This is a genomic window from Sphingomonas mali NBRC 15500, from assembly GCF_001598415.1.
GTDB lineage: Bacteria > Pseudomonadota > Alphaproteobacteria > Sphingomonadales > Sphingomonadaceae > Sphingomonas > Sphingomonas mali.
The window spans coordinates 216,373-231,525 of sequence record NZ_BCYX01000001.1 but is presented as its reverse complement, the minus strand read 5'-3'; the positions used below and the strand labels follow the sequence as shown (position 1 = coordinate 231,525).

At 64.8% G+C, this 15,153-nt stretch carries 8 protein-coding genes; 5 read left to right on the top strand and 3 right to left on the bottom strand.

Annotated elements, in window-relative coordinates:
• Window positions 1-9 precede the first annotated feature (9 nt).
• Window positions 10-1,920, bottom strand: coding sequence for a hypothetical protein (locus SMA01S_RS01085; protein ID WP_066816385.1), 1,911 nt, complete (start codon window positions 1,918-1,920; stop codon window positions 10-12).
• Window positions 1,921-1,979: 59 nt separating this feature from the next.
• Complete coding sequence (locus SMA01S_RS01080; RefSeq protein WP_369405649.1) at window positions 1,980-4,694, bottom strand: exo-rhamnogalacturonan lyase family protein; 2,715 nt, start codon at window positions 4,692-4,694, stop codon at window positions 1,980-1,982.
• 352 nt (window positions 4,695-5,046) lie between these two features.
• Here SMA01S_RS01080 and SMA01S_RS01075 point away from each other — a divergent pair, with 352 nt between their 5' ends.
• The 3 genes from SMA01S_RS01075 to SMA01S_RS01065 are packed head-to-tail and all read left to right on the top strand — an operon-like array spanning window position 5,047 to window position 8,059.
• On the top strand, window positions 5,047-5,847 hold the full coding sequence (locus SMA01S_RS01075; RefSeq protein WP_066816382.1) for a rhamnogalacturonan acetylesterase: 801 nt from the start codon (window positions 5,047-5,049) through the stop codon (window positions 5,845-5,847).
• The gene (locus SMA01S_RS01070; protein ID WP_066816378.1) at window positions 5,838-7,070 is read left to right on the top strand and encodes a rhamnogalacturonan acetylesterase; all 1,233 of its coding nucleotides are present in this window, start codon (window positions 5,838-5,840) and stop codon (window positions 7,068-7,070) included. Before SMA01S_RS01075 ends, SMA01S_RS01070 begins: the two co-directional genes overlap by 10 nt.
• Complete coding sequence (locus tag SMA01S_RS01065) at window positions 7,070-8,059, top strand: alpha/beta hydrolase (protein ID WP_066816375.1); 990 nt, start codon at window positions 7,070-7,072, stop codon at window positions 8,057-8,059. The genes SMA01S_RS01070 and SMA01S_RS01065 overlap by 1 nt, the downstream gene beginning before the upstream one ends.
• A 36-nt stretch (window positions 8,060-8,095) precedes the next feature.
• Here SMA01S_RS01065 and SMA01S_RS01060 read toward each other — a convergent pair whose 3' ends face one another.
• Complete coding sequence (locus SMA01S_RS01060; RefSeq protein ID WP_169804154.1) at window positions 8,096-10,030, bottom strand: rhamnogalacturonan lyase; 1,935 nt, start codon at window positions 10,028-10,030, stop codon at window positions 8,096-8,098.
• A 314-nt stretch (window positions 10,031-10,344) separates the two neighbouring features.
• On the opposite strand from SMA01S_RS01060, the gene SMA01S_RS01055 reads away from it, so the two are divergent.
• Window positions 10,345-13,530, top strand: coding sequence for a TonB-dependent receptor (locus tag SMA01S_RS01055; RefSeq protein ID WP_066816369.1), 3,186 nt, complete (start codon window positions 10,345-10,347; stop codon window positions 13,528-13,530).
• 73 nt (window positions 13,531-13,603) lie between these two features.
• Window positions 13,604-15,127: a rhamnogalacturonidase gene (locus SMA01S_RS01050; RefSeq protein WP_157093728.1), complete on the top strand. Its 1,524-nt coding sequence runs from the start codon at window positions 13,604-13,606 to the stop codon at window positions 15,125-15,127.
• Window positions 15,128-15,153: the final 26 nt, after the last annotated feature.

Sequence of the window (15,153 nt, the reverse complement as noted above, 5' to 3'; positions counted from 1 at the left end):
GTCACCCGATCATGGGTTGGGCATCGTGAACAGCCGATCATAGTCCCGCCAATGGGCATTCATGGTGCGGACCTTTTGCCGCAGCACGGATTGGAAATTGGGTCCTAGCTTCATGATCGTCTCCTCGCTGTCGCTGGCGGCGAGATCGAGCAGCGGGCGGCTGCTGCTCGACATCAGCTTGTCGAGCGAGACTGCCGTATCGATCTCGCGGCGCGCGGTGTTGATCATATCGGCGCGTGCCCAATCGTTCTGCACGCCCAGGACCGGATGGGCTTCAGGTTTCACGCCCAGCCCCGTGACGCGATCGAGCTGAGCCTGATAGCCAACCATGTTGTCGGCCGACTGCAGCAAATACCCTAGCGCCTGAACGCGCTTGCTTGTGAGCCGCCAATAGTCCGCAGCGTCGGGCGTGGTCGCCGAGGCGGCGAGAGCGTCGAAATCCTTCTGCGCACGCCGGACGCGCGGCATGGATATCTCGATGGCGCGTTGGAATAGCAGGTGCGCGCCCCATCCTTCGTACATGCGCATTGCCTGGATGTCGGCCAAATTGGAGGCCGTCTCTTCCGTCCCCGCCTGAAAGAGGAAGCGGCGATAGCCGGCCTTTTCGGCATCGGTCAGTTCGGCGGGGATCGGCACCATCGGGCGCTCGATCCATCGATTGAGCACATGGCCCATGCGCAGCATCGGACCGAATTCGAGCATTTCGAGATATTTGCGGACATCGTTCAACGCGCTCCAGGCGTCGATCAGGGTGTCGGCTTGGTCGTCACCCACTTCCGACACCGCGAACCGCCGCAGCGCGGCGATCCGCTCGACTGTCGTCGCCATCGGCTGATCCCGCGTCGACCTGAGCAGCCGGAAGGAGAAATCCTCACTTTCACGATCGCCGAGCAGATAGGCTTTGTGAGCACCGCTCGACCTGGCGACGGGATCGAAACTCGGAACGACGAGGCCGACGACCGGGGAGAAGGCGCCGTCATCGATACGGGTGATGCCGGTCTCGAAGGGGCGTCCGTCAGGACCTTCCTTGCCGTTTACGGCGAGATCGGTCGGGAGCTTGCGCTGGATATTTTCGAGCACGTCCGGACTAAAGGTCGCGATCATCCAGGGCCGTGGCGGTATCTGATTGATGTTGATGCGGATCCGGTGCCCCGACGTGGCTGCCGCCTGCTGAATGTTGGTCATGAAGCCGACCACTCTGTCGGCGAGCGGCACGTCGCGGTTTTCCGATGCGCCATTCGCGCCGGGATACAGGCCAGGCGCCCAATCGAAGCCCGACCCGGCGTCGGTCGTGACCCACAGAAACGTCTCGATCTGCGGGCATGCCGACACGAGCGCGGTGGTCGCCTCGCGGTACATGGCCAGCACATCGGGATTCGCCACGTTCGGCGCGAAATAGACCTTCTTCGATCTCGTGACCTGGTCGATGCGCGGGCCGCGATATTCGGGATGGGCGGCGAAGAAGGCCTCAGGCAGGACGCCGGGTTCGTTCGCGCTCCAGATCGCCTTCAGATCGTATTTGCCGAGAATCTGGCAGCGCTGCGTGACGATGCGCTGGACGCGCGCCGCATAGGCCCCGTCCATGAACGGACGGACTGCCGCGGGCGGGAACATCTTGAACAGGGTAGCGTGGTGCGCGAACCACGCCGGATAGGGATCGTCGGCGTCCAATTCCCAATAAGCGATCGGAAGCCCTTCGGTGACGACCACCTCGGTTGCCCCGAGCTCGCGCGCCATCCTGGCCCGGCGGTCGAAATCGGCGAGATCATCGGCATCCCTGCTGTCGATCGAAGCAGCGGTCGACTTGTCCCTCGGCGTGGCGATCTTGCTCGCCGCGAAGGCGGGGGTGGCGGCCATGGTTGGCGCGAGGACCACCAGAAGGGGCATCGTCACGGCGCGCCACATCAAGAGATATCTCATATTCCTACTCCGACCGTGTAGCGCGCGTTTTCAACAAATCCCCAAGTGTTTGCGGCACCCTAGTCGCGGCCGGAATCGCCCAGCCGCCGGCGTCCGGGAGCGTCGGGCGCGACGATCGGCACGCGGTCGAGCGCTTCGGGTATCAAGGCCAGGCACTGGATCGCCGCCAGTCCCCATTGCGCCGAGGCGTTGGTCGACACGCCCGGCCATTCGAGCACATTATCGACCATATGCCGCGGGTCGCGCGGCCAGGTGCCGAGCCCGGCGTCGCCCGACAGGAACTCGCCGGCCGCGCGTGTCGCCAGCGCGGCATCCTTCTCCTGGAATGCCGCGTAGGCGGTCAGCCGCGAATGTCCCTCGCGCAGGTTGCGCGGCCCGAACGGCGGGCCGAATTTCGCCAGATATTCGGCCTGCGGTGCGTTGTACCAGCGGCAATATTCGAGCCATGCGTTGCGATAGGAAGGAGCGTCGAGCAGGCGCAACAGCTCCGAACTCACTTCCACCGCGCCGAATACGGCATTGAGATGGGACAGCCCGATTCCGCGCTTCTGGTCGATGAAGCGACCCGTCGCCAATTCGAAAGGCGCGCTCCCGGTCATCCAGCCGTGCGGCAGGTGGCCGATCGTCTCCAGCCCCGCGACGATCCGATCGCGCCACTTGGTGTTCCCGGTCCGCTCCCACTCGGTCAGCCAGGCCGCGGCGAGGGGGCACCAAGTGGTGCCGAAAGTCATCTCGATCGTGCCGGGCGGCAATTGCGGCTTCTTGGCGCCGGGGACCTTTCGCCCGATCTCGACATTGATCAACGCGCGATCGGAGGTGATCAGCGCGCGCATCAGATCGCCGACCCGCTCATCGGCGGTCAGATAATAATAGATGCGGCGGTAGCTGGCATTGCTGACGCGCGGCTGTTTCGAGCTGTCGCCCCAATGTTGCACGCCATGGCGCGTGCCGAGGCCGGCGAAACGTCCGGTGTGATAGACGTCGACCTCGCTGGTGTGGCGCGTCATCGCTTCGGCAAGGCGCCACGTTTGGGCGTCGCCGGTGCGGAGCGCCTGATACCATAGCCACAGGTCGGTCGAGAGCTCGCTATTGTCCCAGGCGAAACCGCCAATGTCATAGCGCCAGCGATGGCGATCGCTGTCATAGGTGTGCATCACATCGCCATGGTTCCAGAAACCGTACCAGGAGCGGCGATCGACCTCTCCGGCATAGAAATCGACCAGGTTGGACAGCTGGTTTTCGATCGCGGTGCGGTTGGGAGTCGAGCGGTCGGGAAGGCCATAATCGGCGAATATTCCGGCGGCATGGAGATGGGCGGCTGCGGCCATCAATTGCGGCGGTTGCGCCTGAGCGGCGGCCATTGCCGCCAGCGTGCCGTGATCGGGCGTGGCGGGTAGCGCCCACAGCATCAATTCGCTGGTGCGCGCGATGCCCGAAGCGTCGTCCCAGCCGGGCTCATAATCCTCATAGGTGACCGACAGCCCCTCATTCTGCGCGTCATAGCCCTCCATCCCCATCGTCCCGTGATAGGGGCGCAGGTCCATGGCGGGCGCCTCGGGCGACCAGAGCCAGGCGGTCAGTTTTGCGGTGTCGCCCGTGGCGCCATCGATGTGCAGCGCGGTTGGATGCCGTTGCCAGAAATAGCGGACGCCGATCGCGGCTCCTCCGTCCGGTCCGCCGACATAGGCAAGGCCGGGTGCGCGCCGCCCCTCCGCCGCGTCGACCCATCCCTGATCGTGACCAGTGCGCTTGGTCAGCGCCCAGCCGTTGGCGGTTGGCTGCTCCAGGCGAAAGTCGCCCCAGGCGGGAATGCGTTGCAGCGTCGCGCGGACCGCTCCTGCCATCTGGTCGAGCGGGGGTGTTGCGCGGCCAGCGATCTGGGCGTCGCGAAATGCCTTGCCGGGGTCGCGACGCAGCCCGGTCAGTGGGCGAACGCCCTCCGCGAACATCTGGCCATCGGTGGCAAAGCGGACGTGACGATCATGAAGCTCGCCGCGCATCGGCACCGCCGCGCTGATGCCGAGCGAGGACAGGAAATCACGGCTCGCGCTGCCATCGAATACGACCGAATGTACGATGCGCAGGCCCGCCGATCCGGCATAGGCGTAGAGGCGGACGGTGAACGGCATCCAGGCGCGCTCGCCCGACATATGGTGGCCGTCGATCCGCACCACGGCGCGGACCGGTCCGCGCTGCTCGACCGTCACGGTGTCGATCCGGCCGGTGAAGGGCGTGTCGGCGCCATGGATCGGGTCGGTGCGCGACGACCCGACCAGCGAGACGGGGCCGAGCACCGTCCTGCCGCCCTGCGTCGCCGACCGGATCAGTGCGTCGCCGCCCTTCGCGATTTCCCAGGCGAGGTCGCCGATGCGGATCGTGACCGCGGCGGCGCTCTCCGCGACCGCAACCGGCTGGGTTGGCGACAAAGGCCGGCCGCGCGTGACGGTCAGTACATCCGGCGACAGGTCGGCCGGAATCGCGTGCGCGGTCCATTTGACCGACCCGTCGGGCCAGGTCGCGGTGGTCCAGCCTTGCGATGGGACCGGCTTTCCCGCGCCGTCGAGAACGGTCAGGGGCCTGTCGTGCTTGATCGTCCCGCGCGGCCAGGCGACCCCAAAGGTCTGGCCGCTATGCATGGCGGGCGTCTGCCCGTCGATCCAGTGCACGGGCGCGGGGACGAAACCGGCCGGCGCGGCGTCCAACCTGATCGGAATAATGGTTGTCACCCCCGCCAACAGGCCGGCCTTCAGCGCGTCGCGACGGCTCAGGTTCATTTCTCTCTCCATCAAAGGCAGGGGATGGGCGGACGAATAGACAGCGGGCTCGGAGCTATGCGCACCTCGGATCGGCCGCACGAATGATGGCCGACGTCAGAGCCCATATGGATCGCGGCGCATATGCCGAAGGGTATGCCAGCCGGCCGGATTATGCCCATCGCATCATCGCCTCTTCCCCTGCTTTCCCGCGCTGTAGCCGCGCGTTGATCTGTCCGGCCATCTGCCTAGCATGTCCCGAAATGTAGAGGCAATGTCTACATATTGGGAAAATTGTAGCAAAATATCTCAGCCGGTTGCGGCTTGTAGGACGCGGTTGCATAATGCGGAACAGACAACGAAGGAGAGAGAGATGCGGGTGCCCAGCGTGCTGATCGGGGCTTTGGCCATCTTCGTGGCGGCAAGCGTGCAGGCATCGTCGCCGGCGCCAATGCGCATCTTCATCGCCAGCGATTCGACCGCACAGGATTACAAGCCCGACAGATATCCTCAGTCGGGATGGGGCACGATGCTGCGGTGCGCCGTGGGTCCGGGCGTGACGATCGAGAATCGCGCGATTGGTGGTCGCAGCACCAACAGCTTCATCCGCGAAGGCCGGCTCGACAAGATCGCCGCCGATCTGAGGAAGGGCGACACCCTGCTGATCCAGTTCGGCCATAACGACGCGAGCATCGACAAACCCGAACGGTACACGACGATCGAGCAATATATCGCCAATCTCCACCGCTTTCTCGACGTGGCGAAGAGGGCAGGGGCGAGGGCGGTCATCCTGACCCCGGTCGCGCGTCGCGATTTCAAGGACGGCGTCGAGCAGCCGAGTTTCTCCACCTATGCCGATGCCGCGCGCCGTGTGGCGAAGGAAACGCACACGCCACTGATCGACCTGGGCAAGAGCTCGCAGGCAATGGTCCAGGCGCTGGGCGCGGATGCCGCCAAGACCTATTATCTGCATTATGACGGTGCGGCGGGGGCCCCCGGCTATCCCAACGGGGTGTCCGACGACACGCATTTCAGCGAGGTCGGCGCGCGCCATATTGCCGACCTGGTGGCGATGGGCCTCAAGGCGTTGCGCCTGCCGATTTCGAAGCGAGTGACGCCACACGTGCCCGCGCTGACCCGCACTATTCCGGTCGGCGGGCCGTCATGCGCCTGATCCCGATCGTCGCGATGATCGCCGCCGCGACGATCCAGCCCGCGTCCGCCCAGGTCCGCCGCTTCGCGCTGGGCACTGCGCCGGCATCCGCCGATACCGTCGCGGTCGCACCAGGCCGCGCCTATGCGGATGGATATGGCTATGAAGCGGGCAGCGACCGGCTGTTCTCGGTCGCGGCCGCACCAGGCAATTACCGCGTGACGGTGACGATCGGCCTTCCGAACTTGGCGACCGAGACGACGATCAAGGCGGAGTCGCGCCGCCTGATGGTCGATGCCCTGAAGGTCGCGGCCGGACGACACGCGACCGTCAGCTTCATCGTCAACGTGCGCGATGCCAAATTGGCGCCCCCGCCGCCCAATGCGCCCGGCGGATCGCAGGTGCTGCTGAAGCCGCGCGAGAAGGGCTCGTTCAGCTGGGACGACAAGCTGACGCTGGAGATACTCGGCGAGCATCCCGGTGTGACCGCGATCGCGATCGAACCGGTGACATTGCCCACGATGTTCCTGCTCGGCGATTCCACCGTCACCGACCAGCCGGCCGAGCCGGCCGCGAGCTGGGGACAGATGCTTCCCGCCTTTTTCGCCCCCGACATCGCCATCGCCAACCATGCCGAGAGCGGCGAGACGATGAAGTCGTTCATGACCGAATTGCGCTTCGCCAAGGTGCTCGAACTGGCCAAGCCCGGCGACTGGGCATTGATCCAGTTCGGCCATAACGATCAAAAGGCGAACTGGCCGCAGACCTACGCCGCGGCCGAGACGACCTATCGCGATTATCTGCGCGCCTGGATCGCCGAGTTCCGCAGGCGCGGCGTCACGCCGGTGCTGGTCAGCTCTCCCGAGCGGCGTTTCTGGACGGGCATGAAAATCCGTCCGACCCTGACCGACTATGCCGCGGCGGTGAAGGCGGTCGGCGCCGAGCTCAATGTGCCGGTGATCGACCTCAATGCCATGAGCATGACCTTTTATGAGGCGCTGGGGCCGGATCGGGCGCCGATTGCCTTCAACGACAACGGCAAGGACGCGACGCATCATGACAATTACGGCGCCTGGGTGCTGGCGCGATGCGTGGCGAAGGGACTGGCGGATGCGAAGCTACCGCTGGCGCGGCATCTGAAATCCGACCTTCCGCCGTTCGATCCGGCTCGCCCGCCCGATCCGGCGAGTTTTCGGCTGGCGCCCAGCAGCGCGCACGACGCGCGCCGTCCGGAGGGCAATTGATGCCGACGCGCCGCACGCTGATCGCCGGCTCCATCGCCGCATCTTTTGCCCTTCCTGCGACCCTGAGCGCGGCGCCGGGCGCGCCAGACCCGAGGGGCGAGGGCGTTACGGTCGATCGCTTCCCGATCTGGCCGAAGGCGCCGCCCGGCGCACCGACGCCGGCGGTGGTCGAACAATGGGTCAAGAGATCGCCCAACGGCGGCGTCGACGATATCGCATGGCCGCATGTCGCGTCGCCGATGCTGACTGTGGTCAAGCCGGCCAAGCCGACCGGCGCGGCGGTGCTCATTTGTCCGGGTGGCGGTTATGCGCGCGTTGCGGTGGGCCGTACGGGCGGCGGCATCGCGCGCGACTTCGCCGCACGCGGGATTACCGCGTTCGAGCTTCTGTATCGGCTGCCGCACGATAATTGGGCGGCCGGCCCCGACACGCCGCTCCAGGATGCGCAGCGCGCCATGCGGGTGATCCGCGCCGGTGCGGGCACGCGCTGGACGGTCGATCCGGCGCGCGTCGCGGTCACCGGTTTTTCCGCCGGCGGACATCTCGCGGCGCGGCTGGCGAGCCGCTCCGCGCTTTCGACTTATCAGCCGCAGGACGCCGCCGATCGCCTGTCCGCAGCGCCCGTCGTGGCGGGGCTGTTCTTCCCGGTCATCACGATGCTCGACGACGGCGTCCATGCCCAGTCGCGCCGCGAATTACTCGGCGCGCACGCTGCGGATCCGCAATGGCAGCAGCGCTATTCGGCGCAACGCGACTTGCCGGCGTCGATGCCGCCCAGCTTCGTCGCCTGCAACGGCGATGACCCGGTGGTGCCGTTCCGCAATGCGATGCTGATGTTCGAGGCGCTGAAGGCGGCGAAGGTCGCGGCCGAATTGATGGTGTTCGAAAAGGGCGGTCACGGCCCGCCGGCCAACCATAAGGACGGCACGCCGGTGCCGTGGTTGGACCTGTTCGTGGCGTGGGGCCGCGATCACGGCTGGCCTGGCTGACCACCTTACTCCATGACGCCGGTGGGGCGGCGCAACCTATTGCGCCGCTGTCTCGCTTGGTTTCAAGGCGCCCGGAAAGTAGCTGAGATGTGGGGGCTGGTTATAGGCGGTGTTCTGCCACGCCACGCCGGCGCGGTAGACCGGATCCTGCATCAGCGTGACCAATCGGTGCGTCGTCGGATAGGGCGTGGTGTAGATGCGGAGCTCGCGATTGTCGGCCGAGCGCCACACCACCTCCTCGCGCCAATCGCCCAGGATGTCGGCCTGAAGGGCAGGGGTGGCCTTGGTTCCGTTATTCGACGCGACGTCGTCGGGATGCAGCAAGGTGATGGCGGTGCCGGTATTCCAGTCCCATTTGCTGATCGTCGTGCCGTCGAGCAACTCCTGCAGAAAATCGCCATCCCAATAGATCGCGAAATTGGTCTGCCGCGGCGCCGGGCCGATCGCCTTGCCATGGACATCGAACAGGTCACGGCTGTTCGATCCCCAGAATTCATCTCCGACATAGCGTGGGTCGATATCGGCGGCTACGCCGCGCCCAGTGTCCGTTTCGGCCGGCTTGGTCCACAGGACTTCGCCCGTGCGCGCGTCGAGCAGGCCCGAGCCGAGCCCGCCATTCGCCTTCACCTCTTCGAACACGCCCCATTTCTCGAGCCCCGGACGGAGAGGATCGAGGTCGCCGACATGCATCGTGTCGCCGTGATAGAGCGGGTCGGTCCATAGCCCCTTGCCATCGTCGTCGACCGCCATCGATCCATAGATCACCTCGTCACGGCCGTCGCCATCGACATCGGCGATGCTGAGCTGATGATTGCCGCGATTGCCGTAGTCGCCATTGCCGGGCGCCGCCGAATCGAACAGCCAGCGCCTAGTCAGCTTGCCGCCGCGATAATCCCAGGCGGCGATCGCCGTGCGGGCGTAATAGCCGCGGCCGAAGATCATGCTGGGGTGGCGCCCGTCGAGATAGGCGGTGCCAGCCAGGAAGCGGTCCGCGCGGTTGGCATAGCCGTCCCCCCAGGTGTCGCGCAGTTGTTCGAAGGTCGGATTGCCGCCGGGATAGCGGGGAGGGTCGTAAGGCATGGTGGCCAGCGCCCGGCCGGTGCGGCCGTCGAATACGGTGAGATATTCGGGGCCCTTCAGGATGCGGCCCTTGAGCGGCGCCACCTTGGTACCGTCGGCGAGCAGCTTGGCGCCGGTACGGTCGGGCTGCGGCACCTCACCGCCATGGCTGCGCCAGTCGGCCTTGGCGTCGCCGATGACCTTGCCGGTGCCGTCGACCGTACCGTCGGCGGTTTTCATCGCCACTTCGGCGCGGCCATCGCCGTCGAAATCGAACACCTGGAATTGGGTGTAATGCGCGCCGGCGCGAATGTTCCTGCCCAGATCGATCCGCCACAGCCGCTTGCCGTCCAGCGTATAGGCGTCGACGAAAACGTCGCCGGTATAGCCTGCCTGGCTGTTGTCGTGGCTGTTGCTCGGATCCCATTTGAGGATGAGCTCGTACCGGCCGTCGCCGTCGAGGTCGCCGACCGACACGTCGTTGGCGGAGTAGGTGTAGGATTCTCCATCGGGCTCCGTTCCGCCCGGTGGCGGGGTCAGCGGGATCGACAGATACCCCTTGGGCATCATGATCGCGGGAACGCTCGCCTTGCTTGTCGCGGGAGTGCCGGCGATGCGCAGCGTATAATGCGCGGCCGCCGACCCGGTGGGATCGACGAACGAGGTGGTTTCGGAGATCGGTTTGGCGTTGATGCGGCGCCCGTCGCGATAGACGTCAAAGCCGACATTGCGCGCGTCGCTATCCAGCAGGCGCCAGCTGACCAGCCAGCCCCCACCCTTGGCCGGCGACGCGATCAGCCCGCGATCGAGCCGCTCGGCCTCACGCGGCGGCGCTGCAGTGACGCTATCCGCAACCGCCAACAGGCAGCCCAGCGCAGACGTCGCTATCAACAATTTCCCGAAGCCCCGCATGACGTCCTCTCCCACGAGCGTGATATTATCCTACTTAATAGGATTGCATTCCACGTTTTGGCAACATAGAGTGAAACGACTGCTCACAATGTGGGCATTCAGAGCGGAAGCTGCTGGGCGACGGTAAAAGCCGCGTCACGAGAGGGATGACCATGAAGGTGCGATTTTTTCCGGCAGGAATCACTGTGGCGCGTGGCCGTTCGCCCGTTGCCGCTCGCACCGCTTTCGACGCCGGATAATCAGAAACGCGCAAATTCGCACCGGCCAGGAGGGCGCCGGGGCAATGCGGAAGCGCGAATACAGGAGAGAGATCGATGACTGCAGATCGCCGGCGGAAGGGGCGCCGCCTAACCACTGTTTCCGTTCTCGCCATGACGCTGGGTTGCGCCACCGCCGCGCCCGCGCTGGCCCAGACCGCACCTGCCACCCCGCCGCAATCGGATCCCGCGTCCGCGCCTTCGCCCGCCCCCGGAACAGCGGCCCAGTCGCAGGCGCCGCAGACTGCCAAGGCGCCGCAGACCGAAGATCAGGCCGGCACGTCGTCCGACAGCACCAAGGGCGAGATTCTCGTCGTCGGTACGCGCGCGTCTCTGCGATCGGCGATCGCGCGCAAGCGCAATGCCGGAACGGTGGTCGATTCGATCGTCGCCGATGACATTGCCAGCTTCCCCGACAAGAATGTCGGTGACTCCCTGGCCCGGGTGACTGGCGTGCAGCTCAGCCGCGATTTCGGAGAGGGGGTCCAGGTGTCGATCCGCGGCGTCGAGCCGGATCTCAACCGCGTCGAAGTCAACGGCATGAGCCAGGTGTCGGCGCTCGGCACGCGTGGCGGCGACTTTCGCGAGCTGGCGACCGAGCTGGTCAAGTCGATCGACGTCTATAAAGGCTATACCGTCGACCTGACCGAGGGCGGGATCGGCGGGACCGTGTCGATCGAGCTGCGCAAGCCATTGGACTTGACCAAGCCGCTCGCCAGCGTCGTGCTTTCCGCGCAGCATCTCGACACCAGCCAGGATTGGCGGCCGCGCGGGACACTCGTGATCGGAACGCCCCATCTGTTCATCGACGGGCTCGGCGTACTGCTCAACGTCACCTATGACGACGTCACGACACGCCAGGATTACGCCAGCAATACCAATTACAAGCGCTTGGCAGATTTCGACCATTCCGATCAGAAGACCGTCGCCGACGCGAACTATTCGAACTTCAACACCTATGCGAGCTGCGCGAACGTCGGCGCCACGGCGAAAGCCAGTTTCGCGACGCGCCGCGCGGCGTGCGAGACGCAATTCTTCGATTGGGTGGCGACGGTACCGCGCTATCGCAACCTGGTGCGGCGCGACAAGCGCCTGTCGGGCGACTTCACTGTTCAATATGAGGTCGCGCACAATCTTCGCTGGTATGCCGAGGCGCAGATCAACAACCGCGACCAGCGGTTGATGGACACCAACTATTCGCTCGACATCGGCCGCTACCAACGCTTCCAGCTCGACCCGTCATTGGGCACGAGCTCGACGCCGCAGGTCAAACTCGGCACCTCGACGGTCGACGGCAATCACGTAGTCACCAGCTATACGACCGCCTTGAATTCGGTGAATATCGGCACCGCCGCAGCACCTAATTACAGCGGATCGAGCAACATCCTGGGCGTCCAGCGCCGCGATTTCCAATACAACCAGAAGTCGCAGTATTTCACCTCCGGCTTCGACTGGGATTTCGACCGGCTCAAGATCAAGGGCATGGGTTCGTACGCAAAGGCGACCACGACCGGCGAGACGAACCTCATCTCGCTGAGCACCGGCATCGCTGGTGCATCGGTGGATACGCGCAACGACCTGGGCATCCCGGTGCTGACCTACCCCAGCAGCGTCGATCCGGCCGATCCCAATATCTATGTCGATTATAACCGCGCCGGGAATGTGGGGCAGGCGGGGCCGGTCCTGCAATATCGCCCCGCCCAGTCGAGCAATACCGAGAAGCAGTTGAAGCTCGACGCCGATTGGCAGGTGGATTTCGGCCCGCTGAAGATGATCGAATTCGGCGGCCAGGTCCGCTGGCAGGATTACATTTCCTATACCGGAGGCGGGTCGCGGCTGATCTCGGCGCCGGGGACTACGCCGCTCGTCTACCAGAGCAGCGCCAACGTCTCCTATACGACCAACGTCGTCGACGCGGCCACCGTGCCGCAGCGCGTGAACGGTACCACTTACTACATCACGCGCGCGGAATATGCCGGCCTGATCGACGCGCTCGGCACGATGAGCGGCGGCGCGCCGTTGTTCACCGGCCTGCAGGGCGCCCCGGACTCGATCCCGGGTCGCATCTCCTACGCCAATTTCAACTCGGACATCCTCAGCAAATATTATGATCTGTCGGGCTTCGATCAGGATCTCGTGCTGAAGGCCAATGGCCTGCCGCAAATCCCGGCATACCAGATCAGCGAGACGGTGGCCGCCGGTTATCTGAAGGGCGATTTCGCCACACACGTGTTCGGGATGCGCCTGACCGGCAATGCCGGCGTACGCTATACCTTCACCAAGGACAGCGGCATCGGTACCAATATCAGCCGCGTGACTCGCTTCAATTCGACCGGCGGCACCGAGACGGTGGTGCTGGCCGCGCAACAGGCGACGCTGAAGAACAGTTATGCCGATGTGCTGCCGGCGTTCAATGCTGCGCTGGAATTCACGCCCAATCTGGTGCTGCGCGCCAATTGGGCAAAGAACCTGGCCCGTCCCAAGCCGACCGATCTGGTGCCGAACATCAATTGCCTCGATGATGCCACGGTCGCCTCCGCCGACGATGTCTGCACGGCGGGCAATCCCGACCTGAAGCCGTATCGTGCGGACCAGTGGGAACTTAATCTCGCCTGGTATCCGAACAAGGATACGCTGGTCAGCCTGGGCTATTACAAGAAATACGAATCGAGCTTCGTCGTCCCCAACGTGACGCGGAGCGGGGTGGACCTGTTCCACGACGGCATCACCTATACCGTGCGTCAGCCAGTCAACGGGTTCGGCGCATTACTCGACGGAATCGAGGCGAGCGCGCAAACGGTGTTCAGCTTCCTGCCGAAGCCGTTTGACGGCTTTGGTGTGTCGGGAAACCTGACCTATGCACGGGCGATCCGCACCAACCTGACCAATTCGGCAACCGGCGCTCCGCTCAAGGAATATCCTGGCCTGTCGACCTGGACCTGGAATGCCAGCGTCTTCTACGACAAGGGCTTCCTGAACGTCCGGATGAACTACAATTACCGGTCGGATTGGCTGGTGACCATCGCCGATTCGAACAACGGCAACCTCCCGATCTATCGCAAGGCCGAGGGTTATCTGGACGGTAAAATCACCCTTCGCTTCCCCAAATGGCATTTCAGCGTGTTCGCCGAGATGCAGAACATCAACAAGGAATATTCCAAGTCCTACGTGAAGGGCATCGGGACTTCGGAAGTCTATTATCCGGGCCAGCGTTTCTTCGTCGGCGTGCAGGCCAAGTTCTGACGCGAGGCGGCCGCCACTCCCCTCCTGGCCGGCTGCCAAATGGGCAGCCGGCCGCTTTCTTAATGACGACGACATGGAATTGACCCGTCGCGATGTGAGCCTTGGCCTGGTTGTTGGCGCGCTGCTCCCTTTCCCCGCGCATGCCGCGCATGTCTTCGATGTGAGGGCGTTCGGCGCGAAAGGCGACGGGCGGGGCATCGACAGCGGCGCGTTCAACGCGGCGATTACCGCAGCCGCGCGCGTCGGTGGTACAGTGCTGGTCCCCGCCGGGCGTTATCTCTGCTTTTCGATCGAGCTGAAGAGCAACGTCACCATACAACTGGCCAAGGGCGCGGTGATCGAGGCTGCGGATCCGGCGCGGCACAGCGGCCAGTATGACCTGCCCGAGGACGGCGACCAGCTCTATCAGGACTTTGGGCACAGCCATTGGCGCAACAGCCTGATCTGGGGAAAGGATGTCGAGAATGTCGCGATCACCGGGCCGGGCTTGATCCACGGGCTGGGGCTGACCCGCAACGGGCCCGGAGCGGCGTGGAAGGCGCAGACCGGCGAGCGCCCGTTATCGATGCAAGGCCTGAGCGGTGCGCAGATCCGTGCGTTGGAGTCCGATGCGGTGGCGATGCGCGGGAAGAGCAACAAGGCGATCGCTCTGTGCAACGGTCGCAACATCCGTCTGGCCGGCTTTTCTATGCTGAAATGCGGGCACTTCGCGATCCTGGCCACGGGGACGCGCGATCTGGCCATCCAAGATCTGACGATCGACACCGAGCGCGATGGCATCGACCTCGACTGCGTACAGGATGCGCTGGTCGAACATTGCCGCGTCAACACGCCCAATGACGACGCGATTGTGATCAAGGCGAGCTACGCGCTGGGTCGCGCGATCCGCGCCGAACGCGTGACGGTGCGGCATTGTGCGGTGTCGGGGTACGACCTGGGCACGATGCTCGACGGGACTTGCCGGATGACACAGGAACTGGCGCCCGACCGTGATCGCGTGACCGGCCGCATCAAATTGGGGACCGAGAGCAACGGCGGCTATCGCGATATTCTGATCGAGGATTGCAGCTTCACCCATTGCCGCGGTCTCGCGTTGGAGACGGTCGATGGTGGGGTGATGGAACATGTCGTCGCGCGCCGTCTGACGATGCGCGACATCACCACCGCGCCGATCTTCCTGCGGCTGGGCGATCGCCGGCGCGGGCCGCCCGGAACCGGAATCGGCGCAATCCGGGACGTCACGATCAGCGACGTGGACGCAGCCGGTATCGACCACCGATATCCCGCGGCGATTGCCGGGCTCGCCGGCCATCCGATCGAGACCGTGAGGCTCGAAAATATCAGGCTGACCTATAACGGCGGAGGCATCGACGCCGACGCCGCGCGCCATCCCGAGGAGCATGCCAGCGCGTATCCCGAACCAAGCATGTTCGGCCCGTTGCCCGCCTGGGGCCTATGGGTGCGGCATGCGCGTGGGCTGAAGATCGACGGGCTCCAACTCGCTGTGTCCGCACCTGATGCACGACCACCGATCCTGCTCGACGATGCCCCCGATACGGCCATTTCCAGGACGCCGTTTTGGCGCGGTCGAGATTGACCCGCGAGGCGATCTCAGATACCAGA

Excerpts from the sequence above, each read along its gene's own strand:
- SMA01S_RS01055 (WP_066816369.1), top strand. The coding sequence starts at position 10,345 with ATGACTGCAGATCGCCGGCGGAAGGGGCGCCGCCTAACCACTGTTTCC.
- SMA01S_RS01050 (WP_157093728.1), top strand. The coding sequence starts at position 13,604 with ATGGAATTGACCCGTCGCGATGTGAGCCTTGGCCTGGTTGTTGGCGCG.
- SMA01S_RS01085 (WP_066816385.1), bottom strand. The coding sequence starts at position 1,920 with ATGAGATATCTCTTGATGTGGCGCGCCGTGACGATGCCCCTTCTGGTG.
- SMA01S_RS01080 (WP_369405649.1), bottom strand. The coding sequence starts at position 4,694 with ATGAACCTGAGCCGTCGCGACGCGCTGAAGGCCGGCCTGTTGGCGGGG.
- SMA01S_RS01065 (WP_066816375.1), top strand. The coding sequence starts at position 7,070 with ATGCCGACGCGCCGCACGCTGATCGCCGGCTCCATCGCCGCATCTTTT.
- SMA01S_RS01070 (WP_066816378.1), top strand. The coding sequence starts at position 5,838 with ATGCGCCTGATCCCGATCGTCGCGATGATCGCCGCCGCGACGATCCAG.
- SMA01S_RS01075 (WP_066816382.1), top strand. The coding sequence starts at position 5,047 with ATGCGGGTGCCCAGCGTGCTGATCGGGGCTTTGGCCATCTTCGTGGCG.
- SMA01S_RS01060 (WP_169804154.1), bottom strand. The coding sequence starts at position 10,030 with ATGCGGGGCTTCGGGAAATTGTTGATAGCGACGTCTGCGCTGGGCTGC.